We start from the raw sequence: 20,204 nt of genomic DNA on the forward strand, positions 1-20,204 counted from the left end.
TTAAGCGTTTAGGATTCGAATGTGTTGTGACGAGCTTGTCCAGTGCTTTTGGTTTAATCTATTGTTTTTAAGTGCTTTTTATCTTTATTTGATAGCTAGTCTATTGACCTTGCATGCTAAAGGAATCGTTGCTGACAGATGCATCATTTGTAAGTCTTTTGGATGATTTGACGAGTTCAGCTTTAAGCCTATAACAGGCAGGTTTTGTCATTCTTCTATGAGAAAGACTTTAACCGTTTGCTTAAGCTATAAATAAAAAACGCGGCTCAGTATGCTGAGCCGCGTTTTTATTGGTTATGTGTATGTTTTATCTGATAAAACCAATAAACAGGTAGGCTGCGAGAATCACTGCGACCCACAGCACCATGTTACCTGAAGGGTAGGCGCTAGAGATAAAGCTACCATTGCCTTTATGTTGGCGAGCTAAAAATGCTTGGCATTGGCTCAGCTTACCTAATGCTGCTTGGCGTAGTTTGCCATCCACCTTCCAGATAACGGCAAACATACGCTGCACGATATTAGGCATAAGGCGACGGTATACCCAGTCTACGTCCAAATGGGTTGAGCGCAGTTCTGGCGGATACATGTTCTTTAAGTTCAACCATACAAAGGCCAGTGCTGAGAATAGTAACAGCTGAGTTTGTGCTAGCACGTGTGTCGCATCATAAGGGTTGTAACCTGTATCGTAAGGCAGCAGCGAGTATAGTGCTGATGGATAGATACCAATACCAATACATAGACACGCCGCAATAAACATTGCCCACAGCATATTGCTTGGTGGGTCGTTAGCTCGAATACCTGAGTCGTGGGCGAAGAATGCAAAGTAAGGGATCTTAATACCTGCGTGGTGGAATACGCCTGCAGAAGCAAATAGCAGCATCAACCAAACCCAATCATGTCCACCTTCAATGGCAGCTGACATCACCATCGATTTACTGACGAAACCACTAAATAGCGGGAAGGCTGAAATAGAGGCCGCGCCGACAATACATAAAATGGTGGTTTTGGGCATGGTTTTATACAGACCGCCAAGATCTGAGCCATTGATTCGGCCTGTCATATGCAGCACTGCGCCCATGCTCATAAACAGTAAGCCTTTAAATATCACATCGTTAAATGCGTGAGACACAGCGCCGTTAAGTGCCAGTTCGGTACCGATACCAATACCTACCACCATAAAACCAACTTGGTTAATCAAGCTATAGGCAAGCACGCGGCGAAGATCGTTCTCGATAACCGCAAAGAAAATCGGGAAACAGGTCATTGCCGCGCCGATGTATATGAGCAGCTCTGTACTAGGATAACCGCGAGCTAACGCATAAACCGCTACCTTGGTAGTGAATGCGCTTAGCAGCACAGTACCGGTTGGGGTTGATTCTGGGTAGGCGTCGGTAAGCCAGGTGTGAGCGAAAGGAAACGCACACTTGATGCCAAAAGCGATGAAGATTAGCCAGCCTGCAACGCCTTCTAAGCCAATAAAGTCAAAGCTGATGCTGCCGGTTTCGCCCACATAGAAAAGTGCGCCAATTAACAAAATGACACCTGAGAGTACTTGCATGATTAGGTAGCGCATACCCGCGCTGTATGCGCGCTGAGTACGGCGAGCCCAAATCAAAAATACTGAGGTAAAGGCAAGTAATTCCCAAAATACAAATAGGGTGATCAGATCTCCAGCAAACACCGCACCAATAGCACTACCCGCATAAAGCATGGCAGCGACTTGCTGCACAGTATCTTTCACATGCAAGGAGTAGACAACCGCGATTAGCGCAGCAATATGGAAAATATAACCGAACATTAAGCTGAGCTTATCTGCACGGTAGGGGACTAATTCATAGTCCAAGAACATCATTTGCAGATGGATACCTTCAGGTACGGTCCACAGATGTAAGCCACTTAGAATTGGAATTGCGATCATCAATGCGCCACGCAGTTTTCCACGTGTTGTTGCTGCAATCAGGCCGCCGATTAAAAACAGTACAAATGGCGGTAGCTCAAGCATCCACATTATGATCACCTTTATGAGTAGGGTTAACTTGGTTGATGTTAGCGTTATCTGAATCGCGTGCTGAGTCAGAGCTTGTAGACTCAGAGTTTGTTAGTGATTCTGGCGCTTCAACTTCATCGTAATAGTCTTCTGGGCGCATTAAGAAGGTACGCATCCATTTGGCGATTAACACCAAGATAACGCAGCCAACGAAACCATAAATGGGATAGAAAATCGGTAGATTTTCCCAGCTATGGTAAACGTGACGGTGGTTCACAAAATCAAGTACCACAAGCAGGCCACAGCAGGCGTACAGTGCATATAAAATACGCTGAATATTTTTAGGGTTGTCAAAGAAGTACTGCTTCTCATTGTCCATGGCTGACTCCTGATACAGTCAAGATAGCTTTCGCCAGTTCATAAAAGGGCTGTGGATGAATGAACATAATCAAGCAGCCTAACGTGGTAATAGTTAACGCGATTAGCGAAGGCAATGGCGCTTCTTTTATGCCGCCAGTCGGTGGCGTGAAGTCTTTACCTGGGAAAAACGCATGGTAAGGAATAGGTAATAGATAGGCGATGTTGAGCAATGAGCTCAGCATTAAGGTTGCCATAATCACCCAGTGGCCAGTTTCAACTGTACCCATCAATAAGAACCATTTGCTCCAAGTACCGCCAGTCGGAGGCACGCCAATAATGCTCAGGCTGGCAATGAAAAAGGCCGCCATGGTGATTGGCATGGTGTAGCCAAGGCCGCGCATTTCACTGATTTTTGATTTGTGGGCGGCAACTAAGATTGCGCCGGCACAAAAGAATAAAGTGATTTTGCCAAAGGCATGTGAGGCAATGTGCATTGAGCTGCCTATCACTCCTGACGAATTGGCTAGCAGTGCGCCAATGGTGATATAGCCAAGTTGACTCACTGTTGAGTAGGCTAATCGTGCTTTGAGGTTGTCCTGTTGCATGGCGACAACCGATGCCATTAGCACTGAAAACGCCGCCAAATGCAGTAAAAAGTCGGTGGTTGGTAGTTTAGGTAGTAAGTCTAGGCCAAAGATAAAGATGCAGACTTTGAGTACCGTAAATACCCCAGCTTTTACCACGGCAACTGCGTGAAGTAATGCACTGACTGGCGTTGGCGCAACCATCGCCGCTGGCAACCAGCGGTGAAATGGCATAATGGCTGCTTTGCCGATACCAAATATAAACAGCACCAATATTGCCCCTGCAATGGTGGGGCTGACATTGGCATCAAACACACCGCCGGCTTTAAATTCTAGGCTGCCACCGACTATCCAAGTAAGGATGATGGCGAGCAAGAAAAAAGCAATAGAAGTACTGAGTAAGATCCCTAAGTAAACACGACCGCCTTGCTTAGCTTTATCAGTTCCAGCATGGGTGACCAGCGGGTAGGTTGATAGGGTCAACACTTCATAAAACACAAACAGCGTGAATAGGTTGGCAGAAAAGGCCAACGCCATTACCGCACTGATAGCCAGTGCGAAACAGATGAAGAAGCGGGTTTGGTTATCTTCGTTATGACCACGCATATAGCCAATGGCGTATATGGTGGTAATTATCCAAAGAAAGCTAGCGATTAACGCAAACAGCATTCCTAGCGGCTCAACAACAAAGCTTATCTCTAAGCCAGGCATGAGCTCCCACCAGGTTACTTCAATGCTTGTACCCGCTTGCAGTGCTTGATAAAGGTTGACCACGCAGTACAGCACCACAAGGCTTGTCGTTATGGTTACCGCTTCTCGAAGGTTAGGTTTGCTTCCTGTTACGGCAATGGCTGCAGTGGCAAACAAAGGTAATAAAATCGTTAGCTGTAACATCAGCGTCAAAGAAAGATTCATGGGTTAATTCCAAACAAACTTTGAGAAGCCGCCTGTGCTACTTGCACACTCAGGCGAGTATCAATACCAAAATAGATATTAGCGATGACCAAAGCCCAAATTGGACCAAGGAAAGACCAAGGCGCCTCTTTGACTTCACGTCCAGGAATTGGTGGTTTGAAGTAGGCGGCTTCGACGATTCGCCAAATATAGACCACGGCTAATATTGAGCCGAGTAGGATAAGCACGGCGACAGGCCACATGCCTGCTTCAACGGTGGCAATAAGCAGATACCACTTACTGACAAAGCCCACGGTTAATGGCACACCAATTAAGCTTAACCCGCCAACAACAATGGCTGACATGGTGAGTGGCATCTGTCTACCTAAGCCTTGGAGTTGACTCAATTGAACGCTACCGATGCGATACATTACCGCGCCAAGGGCTAAAAACAGTGCGCCTTTCATTAACGCGTGGTTAAACAGGTGCAATAAGGTGGCCATCACGCCGGTACTGGTATTAATGGAGTAACCGATGATCATATAGCCTACTTGCGCGATACTGGAGTAGGCCAAAATATGCTTGACGTTCTTTTGGTAAATAGCAGCGATAGAGGCGGCAAATACCCCAACTAACCCTAATACCATCAAGATACTTTGCAGTGGCAAACTCGAGAATGAGAACGAAATGCCAAATACAGTAAAAGTGAAACGGATCAGCAGGTACACCGCGACTTTAGTGGAGGTTGCTGCTAAAAATGCGGTGACAATTGATGGTGCGTAGGCGTAGGCATTAGGTAACCACAGGTGCAGTGGAAACAGTGCCAGCTTTAAACAAATCCCCACTAGTACAAATGCAAACGCAGCAAACACAGTACGGTTTTGTCCAACGTCCGCCAATCGCGTAGCTAAATCGTTCATATTGAGCGTACCGGTCATTTGATACAACATACCGATACCAATCAAAATAAAGGTCGCACCAATAGTCCCCATGATCAGGTATTGGTAGGCTGCCCACAGTGCACGTCTATCACGCCCAAGGGCGATTAACGCGTAGGCTGACAGTGATGATATTTCCAAAAATACAAATACATTGAACGCATCACCGGTCGCGACAATACCAAACATACCGGTTAGCGATAGCAGGTATAAACTATAGAACAGGGTGTGGCGGTCTTCGCTGAGTTCTTTATGAATACTCTTGTTGGCCGCAAATAACACTACTGCACCGATAGTTGAAATAATCAGCAGTAGGAAAGCATTGAGCTTATCAATGCGGTATTCAATGCCCCAAGGTGCTTCCCAGCCCCCGAGCTCATAGATGATAGTGCCGGTTTTCATTACCTCAGCAAGCAGCAGTACACTGTTTACACAGGCCGCCACACTCACTAATAAGGCAAAGATCCACACCAATTTAGAACGGTTGATAAACAAGCATAACGGGGCTGCAATCAGTGGCAGCACAACTTGTAAAATAGGCAGGTGAGCTAGCACTATGAATTGTCCTCGTTAAGCAGATCTTGTTTTTGGATTTCGTCCTCTTCAACGCAGCCATAAGCTTCTTTAATTCTTACCGCCAACGCTAAACCAAGGGCGGTCGTCGCAATACCAACAACAATGGCAGTTAGAATAAGCACATGGGGAAGTGGGTTAGAGTAGTCGCTAATCCCTTCGGCTAAAATCGGTGCGCTGCCGCGCTCAACCATGCCGACAGTAATGTAGAAAATAAATACCGAGGTTTGGAAAATCGTCAGTCCAACCAGTTTTTTAATCAAGTTACCGTGGGCGATAACGATGTAGAAACCTATCATCATTAGCAGCACCACAATCCAATAGTTATAGAGTCCGAGAAACATCTTGCTCCCCTTGTTGTTCAGTGCCGTTATGCTCTGCAGTTTTTTGTTGCGCTTGTCGACGTCCAGCAAAGCTGAAGAAGATAATTAGCATCACAGATGTCACCGTGATACCCACGCCGAGTTCAATGAGTAGAATGCCTAAGTGCTGACCAGCGACCGGATCCTCAGCTAATACGTCATAGTCGAGGAAATTAGCACCGTTGAGCATAGAAACCACACCAACGCAGGCATAAAGCAGTAATCCGATTGCGGCAAGTAGCCTAATTAGCCCTTGGTTGAATACGCGCTTGGCGGTGTCTAAGCCAAAGAGCATGGTGTAGAGAATGATTGCCGCGGCAAAGATTACCCCAGCCTGGAATCCGCCGCCGGGACCAAAGTCACCGTGGAATTGCACATATAGCGCAAATAGTAAGATGAACGGAATTAACGCCTTGCTGACAATACGTAATACCATGTGACGCTCATGCATTTGCTCTACGGTCGCTTCATCTGACTTGGCTTGTTTGCTGCGTCTAGGTAAGGCAAGTAATGACAGCACACCTATGCCAGCGGTAAAGATAACCGCAACTTCACCTAAGGTATCAAAGGCACGGTAGCTGCCTAATACCGCAGTAACAATGTTTGGCACACCGACCTCTTGCATGGAGTCATGAATATAGCGCGGTGCTACATGCATATGAACAGGAGCATCAACGGCGCCGAAATAAGGCATATCTAGCGTGCCGTAAATCAACATGCCACCTGTAACCAAAACCACAAACAAGGCAAGGAACGGCTTATGACGTCCAGACTGTTCTTTGCGACCAGTCATGGTAATGGCGGTTAACATCAAAAGCCCAGATATACCGGCACCGACAGAGGCTTCAGTAAAGGCGACATCAACAGCATCGAGCACCACAAAAAAGCTGGCTGAAAGTAGACCATAAATACCGGTTAACATAACGACTGCTAGCAAGTCTCTGGTGCGAACGATTGCGATTGCAATCACCACTAAAAAGGTGAGCAGTACAATATCAACTATAGTTTCGATGACGTGTTTCCTCCCTCATCGGCGTCTTTGTGCTGCTTAGGCTCTAAGCCATTGTGAAGCGCCGCTTTAGCTAGTGCATGGCTAGCAGACGGGTTGATAAATAGGGTAAATACTAAAATTAAGATGAGTTTAATTAGCACCATACCGCTTGGGGTTTGCAGCATTAAGCCCAATAGGACTAAGCCTGCACCTAATGTATCGGTGACACTTACCGCATGCATTCGGGTGTAGAAGTCAGGAAAGCGTAAGATGCCAACCCCACCAGATAGACATAGAAAGCTGCCTACAAATAGGCATATGGCGCTGCTGATTTCCAGAAACAGGCTCATTTCTCATCTCCCTTGCTTGACTCGTGTTCATAGGGCGTGACCTTGAACTCTGCTGAGTCTGAAAAACGTAGCACGCCAATAACACTGATAAAGTTAATCAGTGCATAGACGAGCGCGATGTCGAGAAACTCTGGGCGACCCATTAAAAAGCCCAATACAGAGATCAGCAGTACGGTTTTAGTACCAAACATATTGAAGGCTAATATGCGATCGTAAAGGGTTGGACCGACGATGCAGCGAAGTATCGCTAGCAACATCACGACGAGAATGGCAATGGTGGCTGCAGCTAACATTATTTTTCTAGCTCTCTTACACGGCGGTCCATCTCGCCGGCTTTTAGTGTGTCGATATCAGCCTTGTGCAAGGCGTGAACGGTGAGTTGATCGTCAATTAAGTCGATGGCAACGGTACCTGGAGTAAGGGTAATAGAGTTGGCGTAAATGACTTTATTGATGTCGGTACGCTGACGAGTATCAATGGTGGTTAAGGTTGGCGCGATACTCGTGTTGCCTAGCCAAATACGTTTGACCACATTGATGTTAGATAAGATGACCTCTTTTGCTAGCCATAAGATATAGCCTGGCATACTGGTTGAAAGGTGGATTGGCTGAGATTCATGGTCAATCACATCCATTTTTTGAGATATATACAACACCAGCATGATGGATGCCGCACCTAGTGACAGCAGCAGAGGATTACTGTAGTTGGAGTTGATCCACCAAAACAGCGCTAAGGTTAGCAATAGACTCAGCTTGTGGCTTGGAACAAAGCTGGTGTTATTTTCTTGTGTCATAGTATTTCACGTCTTTTAATGGCTCTATTAAGTTGGCTGTACCATATCGTCAGGCAATGTTCGCAGTGAGCTGCATAGACTCACTACAGTTTAGGTTGTGATTGTTTGTTATCCACCTTGATTACAAGCTGATTCGGCAGCCAGTGCTTGGTAGATTTGTTTATGTAATAGCTGTATTGAGTCTGTTGTTGTTGGCAGTTGGGTTATTGTTCGATTGACCACGTTATCAAGCAGTTGTTGTTTGCTTTGATTTGATGGTATGCACACGCCTGTAGCATGTCTTTTCGATGTTTGGTTCCCCACACGTGTTCGATACGCTCGGTCTTCAAATCCGCTGAACGTTGTTCTCAATTCATATTGTTGATTAGAGTTCAATGAGCCAACTAGAAAGCCTTGAATATAGTAGGCGCAGGGTGAGTTTGCCGTATTGGTCTGTGAAGCTTTTTGAGATAAACAAGATGAAAGCAGTAATTGCTCGTCTTGCACATTATTTGCGGTAGCAGAAAATGGAAAAGATAGGGTAAATATTACTACTAACAAGCGCTGTATCATCTTCATATAAACACCTTGGTTTTATGTTGATTTTATTATTGATTATTAATCAGCGGAGCTAAGAGTATTCATTGCTATTCACAGTCAGTTTTTGTGTCGGCTAAAAGTATTAGGACTTATGGTTTGAAACCTAACACTTTAGTGTAGTTGCCTTTTTTTGCTGTGTAATATCAATACTACCTAGTTGGCATGTATTGATTGGGTAGCCATGTTGTCACTTATTAATGTGCTTGCTTAAATCAACATGAAATCAATGTGAAACCAACTCCTCTCGCTCTACCTAAGTTATTTATAACACAAAATATTTAAGTTTAAATACTTAGCCTGTGTAAACTCGGATTTTGTTTCTTAATGCTGAGGAATTTCCGAGTTGAAGGGTGAAACCCTTATTTTCTTTGCTCTGCAGCTCCCTTGTGGCAAGAGTTTGAGTCTGAGGTGGGCAAAGTTAAGCTTTAATTTATGTTAAGTTAAGCTGCTTTTCATTTTGGTTTAATTTTAAATTAAGTTTATTTTAAGGTTTGTGGTCGATTAACGGTAACCCATCATCAGTGGTTTTGTTGTGGTAATTATGCTTGTTGGAGGTAGTTATTTTTTTAGTTGATGGTTGAGCTTTTATAGGTTGTAGGGTCTTGATGTTTTTTTTGTTATTTAGAGCTGTTTTTTATGCTCGTTATATAAGGTGAGGGAGTATTAATTGAAAGACGTTAACGGCAAACTCGTTGCTATAAAGTTAGCTTGCCAAAATATGGAGTACTTCATCACTAATCTTGATTGGAGGAGTCGCAGTTAGCGTGAAAATATATCGGCTTGAATGACCCGCTTTATAATGTTCTTTGCTTGAATGTTAACTTGTTTACTTCCCTGTCTTAATTGAATAAAAGCTCTACTTTATATTGTTGTAATACCTCAACTTTATGATTTGTTTTTCTGTGCTAGTTTAAGCAGCGTATTAAAAATTAGTTTCTAACAATCGTTAAGTAGAATCGCTAAAATCAGTGATTGAATAGGCTTCTCTCACTAGTGCGCCAATCACTAATTAGCGCTTTAACATTTGGGTCATAACATTTGGGTCAGAGTAAGATGTTAAATGCTGATCTTAATATTAGGCTTAAATAGCTTTTTTAATCTAGAAAGCAGAAAGCAGAAAGCAGAAAGCAGAAAGCAGAAAGCAGAAAGCAGAAAGCAGAAAGCAGAAAGCAGAAAGCAGAAAGCAGAAAGCAGAAAGCAGAAAGCAGAAAGTAGAAAGTAGAAAGTAGAAAGCGCTGGATTATAGGCCAGCACTTTTTAACATCTGGGTCAGAGTAAACTTGCCCGTAGTTCTGAGAGGATATAGTTGTAGTTAATTCAATGCCCTGTTTACGTGCTGAGCAAGCTCATCACTTTTGTTGGTTCTCCACATCCGATCAACAACAATCATTGAAATAACCGCCAGCAGCAAGAATATGCCCATTTGCTCCGAAAACGGTAATATTTTCGGGGTATTGTTCATCGTTGTATGAAGGACTACCGCCATTAATAGGCTTCCTCCGCTACGGTTATATAGCCAGGTAAAAATGACACCTAACATGATGCAAGCACCTGTTTTGGCGAATATCATTTCTGGTGGGTCATCGTATTGGCCAATTAAAAACAAGGGCAAATGCCAAACTCCCCACACAATGCCAACAAAAACAGTACTCAGTAGAGGACTGAACCTTTCTTGAAGCTTAGGTAGCATCCAGGCTCGCCACCCTGATTCCTCACCAATTGCCACAACTAAAAAAGTGAGCAATATTGAGCGAGCAATAAAGAGTAGCCAGGTAGATTGTTCAAGGCTGTGCGAAATAGGAGTTATGGTTGCATCTTGTTGTTGAGCAACCAAAAGGCCTAGAGTCATCCATAACGCTGGCAAAAACAATGCAACTAGCCACCATTTGTACGATATGCGCCATTTGTTCAATGAATTCAGTGCAATTGAGCGACTACAGAGTAAACAAGCGATAATAAAGCTGCCGACACTGGCAGAGATGATAGAAGCTAGAATGCTGGTGACGCTGAAGCCCACAGGTTTAGCGTTGCTAAAGGACTCTGCTGATATCGCATCGCCAGTCACAAGAATCGAGAAGTAAAGACCAAGTAAAATCGTGAAAAAAACGACAAAGCAAAGCCACCAATTTTTTGTGCCTATCTGAGTCCCAGTGCCACTGAGATGATTAAGTACAATTGCCGCGATCGCAGGCCCAAAACCTGCGCCAACCACAATTCGGCCTAACGCCCAATTGTCTCCAGCAATAAACGGGACACTAAACCACACCGCCCAGGTAAAGCTAATACTGATGAAAATAAAAGTTAAAATTGGGTACCGAGTTGAAACGCTTTTCAACCATTCCATTTGCTAATCCTTTAACGATAAGAGTCATTCTAGTTATTCAGCTAATGAAGCTATGCTGAGCGCTATTTGTATCCATATGTATCGCACTATTTTGGGTTTATTACGCATGAATGGTCAATTGGGCAATCGCATCAATAATGTAAGGCTTTATGTAGGCATGAAACATTTACGCTTGCGTCTTCAAGTCGTCTTATGATGTTTCGTCGCGGCTGGAACAGTAGCATTTGGGGTCAGAGTAAGATGTTAAATGCTAACCTGAATAGCTGGTTTAAGTTACCTTTTACAATCGGGACAGTGAAAAAAGTGCGGACTCAAAGCCAGCACTTTTTTACATTTGGGTCAGAGTAAACTTGTGTTTTCCCTTGGCAGTTGACAATTGATCTTAGTACTCACAGTACTTAAAACCACTCTGGTTGCATATCAAAGTTAGTGGTGTCGAGATCTGACACTAACTTCGCCCAATGATAGATTTGCGGCAGCTCTGCGCGGTAGAAGTACTGCATTGTGTGCAGCTTGCCGTGATAGAAATGCGCGTCACTTTCATGTGGCTGCGCTTTTAGGGCTTTGTCAGCCACTAAGCCTTGCTTAAGCCATAGCCAGGCGATGACTACATGTCCAAACACCTCCAAGTACTTCACCGAGTTGGAAAATGCTGCATCAATATTCATCGTTCGGGTAGCGCTCATGACGGTTTCTGTGGTCTTAACTAGCGTATCGATAGCTTGAGCGAGCTCGGTGCCATAGCTTTCCAGCGAGCCTGTTAATTTAGTTTTCTCAATGGTGTTCCTCATTTCTGCAAGACACGCTTTATAGCCTGCGAAGTTGTTCATTGGCACTTTACGGCCGAGCAGATCCAGCGATTGAATCCCTGTTGTGCCTTCGTGAATAGGATTAAGTCGATTGTCGCGGTATAGCTGCTCGACTGGATGCTCATTAATATAGCCATGGCCGCCCAGCACTTGAATAGCAAGGTCGTTAGCTTTGGGCCATATTCTGATGGCCAGCTTTTAATAATGGGCGTTAAAAAGTCGAGTAGGGTATAAGCATCTTTGCGCTCTTGCTCAGTCGGCGCAGTGCGCTCATCATCGGCAAGCTGGGTGCCAAACAAACACAAAGCATAGGCGCCTTCAGCATAGGCTTTTTGTGCGAGCAGCATACGGCGAACGTCGCTATGTTCGATGATGCTAACTGGTGGCGAGTGCGGATCTTTTTCTGATAGTAACCGACCTTGTGGGCGCTCTTTGGCGTAATCGAGTGAGTACTGAAAGCCAGTTAAGGCATTGGTTGCAGCGCCTGTACCGACAAGAATACGCGCTTCGTTCATCATGTGGAACATGTAGGCAAGGCCTTTGTTTTCTTCACCCACTAGATAACCAATTGAGCCCTGATCTTCACCAAAGTTAAGTGCAGTTGAGGTTTGCGCGCGGCCACCCATTTTGTGGAACAAGCCTGCTAGTGCGACCTCATTTGACTCGCCTAATGAGCCATCGTCATTGACTAAGTATTTGGGCACGATAAATAGCGAGATCCCTTTAACGCCCTTAGGCGCGCCTTTTACTCTTGCGAGCACAAGGTGGACGATATTCTCATTGAGATTATGATCACCGCCAGAGATAAAAATCTTGTTACCCGATATGCGGTAGTTGCCATCACTATCGATTGTGGCGGTTGTGGTCAGGTCGGCAAGCCCAGAGCCTGCGCCTGGCTCGGTCATTGCCATAGTGCCGGCAAAGCGTCCCTCACGCATAGGCACGACCCATTTTTCAATTTGTTTTGGTGTGCCGTGAGCATCAATTAAATTAGCGTTAGCATTAGTCAGCGCGGTGTAGCCCATTGCGACGCCGCCTGCAGCACTCAAATATGCGCTAACAGCATTGGCAACGATTCCCGGCAGCTGCATGCCGCCAAGTTCAAAGTCGGCTGTGGTTGCAGCTAAGCCAGATTCAATTACTGCATCAATGGCGGTTTTTAGCTCGAAGGGTTGATGGACTTTTTCGCCATCGAATGTGGGTTGGCAGTTATCCAACTTTTGACGAATAGGTAGAAAGTACTTCTCGGCAATGGTGCGTGATGTATTCATCGCCATGGTAAAAGTTTCGCGGTTGTGGTCACGATAGCGTGGGCGCGCGGTAAGGCTTTCGGCATCAAATAGCTCATAAAGCATGAATTCTAGATCGCGTTCGCAAAGTATTGGAGCTGGCATAGTTCGTTCCCTGTTAAGCTGCTGTTTTTGTCTCTAACAGACTGTATTGTTATCGAATAGCCTGAGTTGTTTAGTGAACAGATTGTGCAGTGGCCTTTGCGCAGATAACATGACCTATCAGGTCAAGTTGTTACCAATTAGCCAGATCAGTCAGCCAGAGTGAAAGGAAATGCCCAAGCAAATTGAGTCCAGCCTAGTCAGTGAAAAAACAGCGTCAGATGGGGTCAACAATGACCAAAGAAGTGAGCTAGCGTTTGGACGTATGCTGAAGTTTTGGCGTGGCGTTCGTCGCATGAGTCAGGAAGATTTGGCCTTTAGTTTAGATTCGTCTGCTCGGCATATTAGCCGCATGGAGAATAGCCGCGTACACCCAAGTAAAACCATGGTCGAGGCGATAGCTAGGGCAATGGACTTAGGGCAGCGCGATTCGTTAAATTTGATGGTGTCAGCAGGCTTCACGCCGCAGCCGAAAAAGATAGACTTTCACGCGCCCGAGCTAAAGTGGCTTCGCAAGGCTATGATGCTGACATTAAGGGCTTACGATCCATACCCTGCAATGCTGATGGACGCTTCAACTAACATCCTTATGGTCAATAAAGGTTGGGTAGGATTTTTTCAAAATGTGGTTTCCAAACAAGCCCTTGAACAGGTAGATAACCATTTTGATTTTTTGTTTAGCCAGCAAGGCGCTGGCAATATTATCAGCGGTTGGGAAGATACCTTGTCGGTGATTTTGATGTCGCTGCAACAAGCGACCTTGATGAATGGCGACCAAGGCATTGAGGCGTTATTGAATCGTTTGGCTCAAACTCCGAATGTACCTGATGATTGGCAACAGCGCGGCGCAAAGCTAGAGCCTATGGCGAGTTATCGGGTGCAGATGGAGCTTAGTGGTCAGTTGCAGACGTTTTTTAGTGTTAGCCAAAATGTAGGCGCGCTAGGGCCAAATGCTTTTGTGTCTGAGCCGTATTTAACGGTGAGTACTCTATTCCCAGAAGATGAAAATCTCGATTTATCTCAACTAGTTGAGGGTGAGTTGAGCCACCCGCTGCTTTTCTATTAGCTGTTAGTTTTGTACATATCTCTTAAAGTATCTTTGCTAGACGCGTTCTCAAATGAAAACTATTTTCATTCGTTACAGTACTTGTAAGTTCATTGCAAGTAACTCTGTGTTACGGTTTTGTGTTCTGCGATCGCCTTCATGATACTGTGTATCATTTTTGTTTGATTTATTTTTAGCGAATACCATACAGCCCAATTCAGCATACCTAACTTACTTTGGTTATTGAGACTGCAGCTCACGTATCCATAGGTATTAAGTGTGCCCCTTCAATACTGATTGATGTGAAGCTCGCTTAATTAGAGGTGAACATCATAAATAAGCTAAACAGGATTTTTTAATGAGCAACGAAGTTACCCGTGCGCCTAAAGGCATGGTGTTATTGCCATTGTTATGTACATTGCCGTTAGCCGCTCAGGCAAGCGATCAAGACACTAGTGATTCAACTGCAAATGTTGAGGTTATTCAGGTGACCGGTATGCGTCAGGCGTACCGTGGCAATGTACAAGAAAAAGACATGCCACAAGCTGTGGTTAAAATTGATAATGACACCATTGAAGCTGCAGGCATTACCAATCTTATGGATACCTTAGATTTAGTCAGTGGTGTCAGCCGTCAAAACGACTTTGGCGGCTTGTGGGACATGTTCGCCATTCGTGGTTTTGCGGGGACGAGAACTCACCATCTGGCTATTTGATTAACGGGTTTAACGCTGGCCGTGGCTATAGCGGTAACCGTGATATGTCGAACGTTGAAATGATTGAAGTGCTAAAAGGACCTAGTTCAGCGCTATATGGCCGCGGTGAGCCTGGTGGCACAATTAATATCACTACTAAAAAGCCCCAGTTTGAAGAGGCTGGTTCATTTAAATTAACTGGCGGCAGCTTCAATACTTACCGTGCAGAAGGTGACTATACCAATGCGATTACTGACAATTTAGCGTTTCGCATTAATGGTGCCCATGAAGATGCAGAAAGCTATCGCGATCATGTGTACAACAAGAAAACCGTGTTGACGCCATCTTTCTTGTACGAACTGAGCCGTGACACCAAGGTAAGTTATGAGCTTGAACTCGTTGATCAAGAAGCTGTGATGGATCGCGGTATTGTTGCTGTTGAAGGGAAAGAGTTTAATCGCAATCGCTTTTATGGTGAGCCTGGTGATGGTCCAGTAAAGATTAAGGCACTAGGGCACCAAGTCCAGGTGCAGCACGATTTTGAGAATGATTGGGCATTAACCGCAGGTGCAAGTTATCGTACGTCACAATTCCAAGGTACAGCGACAGAGGCTACCGGCTATATTGCTGAAACTAATCAGGTTTCTCGTCAGCGTCGTTACCGTGATTTTAATACTGAAGATTTATCGCTACGTTTTGAGTTTAGTGGCTCAGTTGAGACATTAGGCCTGACTCATAACTTATTAGTTGGCGGTGACGCCTACGAGTATGAACTTGATCGTGTGGTGTTGCGATACCGAGATAATGCCAACAAAGGTGATTATGCGATTGACTTTGACAAGCCAGTATATCGCGATCCAAAAGACCTGCCTGCGATGGGGGATAACATCAACGATGTTGAGTTGCAAAAAGGTCAAGGCGTGTATTTCCAAGATCAGATTGATCTATCTGATAAGTGGAAAGCGATGTTTGGGATGCGTTATGACAACTTCAGTCAAGAGATCACAAATCGATTAGGTGACACCAATACTGTCAAAAGTTCTTACTCCTTTTTTAACCCGCGCTTTGGCTTAGTGTATGAGCTTTCAAATGATGCGCGTGTTTATGCCAGTTACTCTGAAGGTGCTCGCCCCAATGCTGGTGTTGATACCAAGGGAAATGCCCATGACCCAGAGCAAAGTCACTCTTATGAGTTGGGGATTAAGTGGGATTCGCAAGCACTGGGTTTACGCGGCACTGCAGCAATTTTTGACACTAAAAAATTCAATATTCTAGCCAGTGCTCCTTCGGGAGATGGCTCAACAGAGGCTATTGGGGAAGCAACTAGTAAGGGCTTTGAGCTTGATTTGGCTTATGACTTAACCGAAGACACATTGGTGTCATTAGCGTATGCATACATCGATGCGCAAAATGCTAAGGATATTAAGTTATGGGGTGCGCCGATTAAAAAAGGTGCTGGCCTTGCCAATGTACCTAAACATAGCGGGAGTTTAATCGTGCGTCACTTTGCTGAAATTGGTAACTACGAAGGTAATGCAGGCTTCATTGCTAAGTACGTTGGTGAGCAAGTGGGTGACTTTACCGATCAAGATTTCAAGCTTCCTAGCTACCAACTGTTGAATTTGTTTGCCAATGTCAGCTTAAACGACAGCTTGGAGTTGAGCTTTAACATCGAAAACCTGTTTAACGAGGAGTATTACATCAATTCGTACCAACGAGCCTGGACGATGCCGGGAGCTCCGCGTACGTTCAAAGCCTCAGTTAAGTACACCTTTTAGGTAAGCAGATTCTGAGCAAACCAACCTGAACAAGCCAAAAATATAAAATGTTACCTAGTATCATTGCCTTGTTTTGGTTTAGTATTAGCCGGCATTTTGCCGGCTTTGTTTGTTCTATCGACAGCTTAGTTTTTGGTTGCATCAATGGGCGTAGAGCATTGATTAATGATAAAAACAAGAGAACTTATTTGTGAATAAAGAGATAGTTAAAGCGTCATCATTAAGCGTTAGTTTCAATAATCAAACAGTACTTGAACACGTCGATTTTTCCATTGGTGAAGGAGAGGTGTTTGCGCTTCTTGGTGGCAATGGCGCGGGCAAGTCAACCACGCTTAAAACATTTCTAGGGACTGTTAAATCAAGCAGTGGTAGTGCCAGCGTACTTGGAATGGACGTGGCAGAAGATATTGACCAAATCCGCCGTAAGGTTGCCTATTTGCCTGAGTCAGTCACCCTTTATGGACATTTGACAGGTGTTGAAAATATTGAATATTTCTTGTCATTGGCAAATGTGGACCGCTCTAGTACTGAGATTGAACAAGCTTTAGTTCGCGTAGCATTGCAGCAAGAAGCATGGCACCGTGAAATGTCTCACTATTCTAAGGGGATGCGTCAAAAAACAGCAATTGCATTGGCATTGCTACGTGAAGCACCTGTACTGTTTTTGGATGAGCCAACCTCGGGCCTAGACCCAAATGCCATTGATGAGTTTAACCAGCTAATTGCGACCCTAGCGGCAGAAGGCACCACAGTATTTATGGTGACCCATGACGTGTATGGCGCCTGCCAAATTGCTCATCGAATTGGCTTGCTTGATCAGGGACGCATAGTGGGCATGTTTGAGCGTGGAGAGGGTGAACGAATCGATACCGAAGTGGTGCATACTGCGTTCTCTAATCGAGGTAAGTCATGACTCCAATTAAGCTCATCATGGCTGACGAATGGCGTTTTTGGAAGCGCACTCGCCTTGCCGTTAGCGTTATTTTTATGGGGATAGCACTCACTCTGGTAGCCGCTATTGTCAATACAGTCGAGATGCAACATGCCACCCATGAGCGCGAACATCTGCAACATACCTCTGAGTCGCGATTTTTAGAACAACCTGACCGACACCCGCATCGTATGGTGCACTATGGTCACTATGTGTTTAGAACGCCAGCACCGCTTAGCATTATTGAGCCAGGCGTAGATGACTATAGTGGCTCATCGATTTTCTTAGAAGGCCACAAGCAAAATACACCTATGTTCGCCGAGCAAGGGCAAGCCTCTGGCATGACGCATTTTAGTAATCTCACTCCAAGCTTTTTGCTTCAGGTGATTGTGCCTCTGTTCATTATCTTGGTTGGTTACGCCAGTATTACCCGAGAGAAAGAAGCTGGAACGTTAAATATTATGCTTACACAAGGTGTCAGCCTGTGGAGCTTAATGCTAGGTAAGTTGTTCGCCTTAGCTGGAAGTGGTTTGTTAATGCTTGTACCCCTTGTAATCGCAGTGATTTGGGCTGCATCAAATGGTGAGGCGCTGCTGACTAGTTTGAGTTTTGTGTTTGGCTACCTTGTATACATTCTGATTTGGAGTGGCATTGTGATTGCCGCATCAGCCATGCATAAAAGAAGTAGCGCTAGCTTTACGACGCTGGTGGGACTGTGGATTGTGCTATGTATTTTGACTCCTCGAATAGCCAGTACAGGCGCTTCAGCTATTGCACCCACTCCGGGAAAATTGGAAACCGACTTCATTGTCACCAAAGAGCTAGAAAAGCTTGGTAATGGACACAATGTTTCTGATCCTGCTTTTGACCAGTTAAAGCAAGAATTATTTAGTAAGTATAATGTTGATAAAATTGAAGATTTGCCGTTTAACTTTCGTGGTACAGCAGTGCAAATTTTTGAAGAGAAACTCACTACGGTGCTAAATGAATTTGCCGAGCAACGCATGGCTGAGGAACTAAACCAAGCCCTTATTGCTCGCCAATTCGGTTGGCTGTCACCAACGACAGCAATGCGTTCATTATCTATGGTGATCGCTGGCAGCAGTATTGAAACTCATCATCGCTTTTTGCGAGAAGCAGAAACCCTGCGATACGACTTTGTGCAGTCGTTAAACAAAATCCAAACCGACGACATGACCTATGAAGACGATATGAAAGGATATGATGATCCTGCATCACGCGTAGAGTCTAGCAACTGGGAACTGCTGTCAACGTTCTCATTTAAGCCTGATTCAGCATCAACTCGGGTGGCGCGAAGCTTGCCTTATGCAGCGCAGTTACTGTTTTGGTTATTGCTAGTTGGACTGTCGATGCGCTTGGCGTTAAGGAGAGTGAGTTGATGAGTTATTTAGCACACATTAAAAGAGAAACTAGGTTTCTTTTTAAACAGCGCTATGTGCTAGCGATATTGTCTATTGTGTTTTCGCTTTCAGTGTTTGCGGTTTGGTCTGGTATTTTGGAGTCTCAAGCACAATCTAAGACCATTGAGCGTTTAATTGAAAAAGATGCGCAAGAGCGTGCGCATATTCTCACCAAAAAGTCAGATTATGGCAGTGCAGGCTACTACAGTTTTCACTTAACGTACTCTGAGCCATCAAGTGCCGCATTTGCTGCGATTGGTCAACGTGATATTCATCCTTGGAAGCATCGCATTCGTCTGTTGGCGCTAGAAGGACAAATTTACGAAACCGATGCGGCTAACCCTGAATTATCATTTGTTGGGCGTTTTGACTTTGCCTTCTTAGCTAGCGTGCTTTTACCCTTATTCGTGATTTTACTATTGCATGATATGCGAGCTGCTGAGCGATCATCAGGGCGTTATGATTTGTTGATTTCGACTGCTGGTACATGGAAGCATTTATGGCTAGCAAGAGCACTCGTGCTTACTAGCGCGTTGATGCTTGCTTTGATATTACCTTTGCTAGCTGGTGCACTTTGGTCACAAACGCCTATTAAGCTAACTGCCTCTATGGCGCTAGTCGTGATAGGTCACCTTGTTTTTTGGTCGTTAATGGTGCTGTGGTATACCGCGAGCAGCTTTGCACAAAAACAAACTTCGGCCCAAATTGCGTCAGTGCTGCTGTCTGCATGGCTCGCCGTTACTGTGTTGGTGCCAGTTGCTAGCGATATGGCTATCAATCATATGATAGATAGCCCAAATGGTGGTGACATAGTGTTAACTCAGCGAGAAGCTGTTAATGATGCTTGGGATTTGCCAGCTAAAGAGACATGGGATGTGTTCCTTACTGATTACCCTCAATGGCGAGAACTTGCTACCAAACCACCTGAAAAGGGTTTCAATTGGAAGTGGTACTACGCTTTCCAGCATGTCGGCGATTTAAAAACGCATGAGTTGTCGCAAGGCTTTCGCGATGCAAAGATAGCTAAAGATACGTTAGCAGGGCGTTTTGCGCTGCTATCCCCACCGATGTTTACTCAACGCCTGATTGCATCCATTGCACAAACAGATACTCAAGCTGCAGTCGCTTATGAGCAAAGCGTTCGCGATTATCATCAGACCATGAGGCACTTTTATTATCCAAGGTTATTTGGTGAGGCTGAGTTTGACCAACAGGAGATGGCAAAGCTTCCTGAGTTTTCACATTTATAGCGTTTTGCTTTGAAGTTGTGAGGGCGAGCTTATTCAGTCCCCTCTACATCTTTGTGGATTCGCTCAAACTTTATGATTTGATACCGGCTGCTATGGCGGTATCAATTTTAAGCGTTTAAGCGATGACGTT

At 44.8% G+C, this 20,204-nt stretch carries 19 protein-coding genes; 6 read left to right on the forward strand and 13 right to left on the reverse strand.

What is annotated here, in order from left to right; translation table 11 throughout:
• Positions 1-307: 307 nt before the first annotated feature.
• From EXU30_RS14640 to EXU30_RS14700, 13 genes are all read right to left on the reverse strand, one after another.
• Positions 308-2,008, reverse strand: a complete 1,701-nt coding sequence (locus EXU30_RS14640) for a Na(+)/H(+) antiporter subunit D (protein ID WP_130601245.1) — start codon at positions 2,006-2,008, stop codon at positions 308-310.
• Complete coding sequence (locus tag EXU30_RS14645) at positions 1,995-2,366, reverse strand: hypothetical protein (protein ID WP_242620224.1); 372 nt, start codon at positions 2,364-2,366, stop codon at positions 1,995-1,997. Before EXU30_RS14645 ends, EXU30_RS14640 begins: the two co-directional genes overlap by 14 nt.
• The gene (locus tag EXU30_RS14650; protein WP_130601247.1) at positions 2,356-3,846 is read right to left on the reverse strand and encodes a monovalent cation/H+ antiporter subunit D family protein; all 1,491 of its coding nucleotides are present in this window, start codon (positions 3,844-3,846) and stop codon (positions 2,356-2,358) included. Before EXU30_RS14650 ends, EXU30_RS14645 begins: the two co-directional genes overlap by 11 nt.
• The gene (locus EXU30_RS14655; RefSeq protein WP_130601249.1) at positions 3,843-5,318 is read right to left on the reverse strand and encodes a monovalent cation/H+ antiporter subunit D family protein; all 1,476 of its coding nucleotides are present in this window, start codon (positions 5,316-5,318) and stop codon (positions 3,843-3,845) included. The genes EXU30_RS14650 and EXU30_RS14655 overlap by 4 nt, the downstream gene beginning before the upstream one ends.
• A complete protein-coding gene (locus tag EXU30_RS14660; RefSeq protein WP_130601251.1) occupies positions 5,318-5,680 on the reverse strand; it encodes a cation:proton antiporter subunit C in 363 nt (120 codons plus the stop codon). Before EXU30_RS14660 ends, EXU30_RS14655 begins: the two co-directional genes overlap by 1 nt.
• Positions 5,661-6,671 carry a Na(+)/H(+) antiporter subunit B gene (locus EXU30_RS14665; protein ID WP_242620225.1) on the reverse strand — a complete coding sequence of 337 codons (1,011 nt, stop codon included), beginning with the start codon at positions 6,669-6,671 and terminating at the stop codon, positions 5,661-5,663. Before EXU30_RS14665 ends, EXU30_RS14660 begins: the two co-directional genes overlap by 20 nt.
• A 26-nt stretch (positions 6,672-6,697) precedes the next feature.
• Complete coding sequence (mnhG, locus tag EXU30_RS14670; RefSeq protein WP_130601255.1) at positions 6,698-7,039, reverse strand: monovalent cation/H(+) antiporter subunit G; 342 nt, start codon at positions 7,037-7,039, stop codon at positions 6,698-6,700.
• Positions 7,036-7,332, reverse strand: a complete 297-nt coding sequence (locus EXU30_RS14675; RefSeq protein ID WP_130601257.1) for an MrpF/PhaF family protein — start codon at positions 7,330-7,332, stop codon at positions 7,036-7,038. The genes mnhG and EXU30_RS14675 overlap by 4 nt, the downstream gene beginning before the upstream one ends.
• A complete protein-coding gene (locus EXU30_RS14680) occupies positions 7,332-7,832 on the reverse strand; it encodes a Na+/H+ antiporter subunit E (RefSeq protein ID WP_130601259.1) in 501 nt (166 codons plus the stop codon). The genes EXU30_RS14675 and EXU30_RS14680 overlap by 1 nt, the downstream gene beginning before the upstream one ends.
• Positions 7,833-7,940: 108 nt before the next feature.
• Entirely contained in the window at positions 7,941-8,390 is a 450-nt protein-coding gene (locus EXU30_RS14685; protein ID WP_130601261.1) for a hypothetical protein, read from the reverse strand.
• A 1,333-nt stretch (positions 8,391-9,723) separates the two neighbouring features.
• A complete protein-coding gene (locus tag EXU30_RS14695) occupies positions 9,724-10,755 on the reverse strand; it encodes a CPBP family intramembrane glutamic endopeptidase (protein WP_130601265.1) in 1,032 nt (343 codons plus the stop codon).
• A gap of 398 nt (positions 10,756-11,153) precedes the next feature.
• Positions 11,154-11,693 carry an acyl-CoA dehydrogenase C-terminal domain-containing protein gene (locus EXU30_RS20665; protein WP_242620416.1) on the reverse strand — a complete coding sequence of 180 codons (540 nt, stop codon included), beginning with the start codon at positions 11,691-11,693 and terminating at the stop codon, positions 11,154-11,156.
• Positions 11,582-12,958 carry an acyl-CoA dehydrogenase family protein gene (locus EXU30_RS14700; RefSeq protein WP_242620226.1) on the reverse strand — a complete coding sequence of 459 codons (1,377 nt, stop codon included), beginning with the start codon at positions 12,956-12,958 and terminating at the stop codon, positions 11,582-11,584. The genes EXU30_RS20665 and EXU30_RS14700 overlap by 112 nt, the downstream gene beginning before the upstream one ends.
• A 169-nt stretch (positions 12,959-13,127) precedes the next feature.
• On the opposite strand from EXU30_RS14700, the gene EXU30_RS14705 reads away from it, so the two are divergent.
• From EXU30_RS14705 to EXU30_RS14730, 6 genes are all read left to right on the forward strand, one after another.
• On the forward strand, positions 13,128-14,021 hold the full coding sequence (locus EXU30_RS14705; protein WP_130601267.1) for a helix-turn-helix domain-containing protein: 894 nt from the start codon (positions 13,128-13,130) through the stop codon (positions 14,019-14,021).
• A 337-nt stretch (positions 14,022-14,358) separates the two neighbouring features.
• Positions 14,359-14,715 carry a TonB-dependent receptor plug domain-containing protein gene (locus EXU30_RS20815; protein WP_130601269.1) on the forward strand — a complete coding sequence of 119 codons (357 nt, stop codon included), beginning with the start codon at positions 14,359-14,361 and terminating at the stop codon, positions 14,713-14,715.
• Positions 14,655-16,472 (forward strand): TonB-dependent siderophore receptor, encoded by a 1,818-nt coding sequence (locus tag EXU30_RS14715; protein WP_130601271.1) that lies wholly within the window; start codon positions 14,655-14,657, stop codon positions 16,470-16,472. Before EXU30_RS20815 ends, EXU30_RS14715 begins: the two co-directional genes overlap by 61 nt.
• A gap of 190 nt (positions 16,473-16,662) precedes the next feature.
• Positions 16,663-17,385 carry an ABC transporter ATP-binding protein gene (locus EXU30_RS14720; RefSeq protein ID WP_130601273.1) on the forward strand — a complete coding sequence of 241 codons (723 nt, stop codon included), beginning with the start codon at positions 16,663-16,665 and terminating at the stop codon, positions 17,383-17,385.
• Positions 17,382-18,803, forward strand: a complete 1,422-nt coding sequence (locus tag EXU30_RS14725) for a DUF3526 domain-containing protein (protein WP_130601275.1) — start codon at positions 17,382-17,384, stop codon at positions 18,801-18,803. The genes EXU30_RS14720 and EXU30_RS14725 overlap by 4 nt, the downstream gene beginning before the upstream one ends.
• Positions 18,803-20,074, forward strand: a complete 1,272-nt coding sequence (locus EXU30_RS14730) for a DUF3526 domain-containing protein (protein ID WP_130601277.1) — start codon at positions 18,803-18,805, stop codon at positions 20,072-20,074. Before EXU30_RS14725 ends, EXU30_RS14730 begins: the two co-directional genes overlap by 1 nt.
• Positions 20,075-20,204 lie beyond the last annotated feature (130 nt).

It is taken from the genome of Shewanella maritima (assembly GCF_004295345.1).
GTDB lineage: Bacteria > Pseudomonadota > Gammaproteobacteria > Enterobacterales > Shewanellaceae > Shewanella > Shewanella maritima.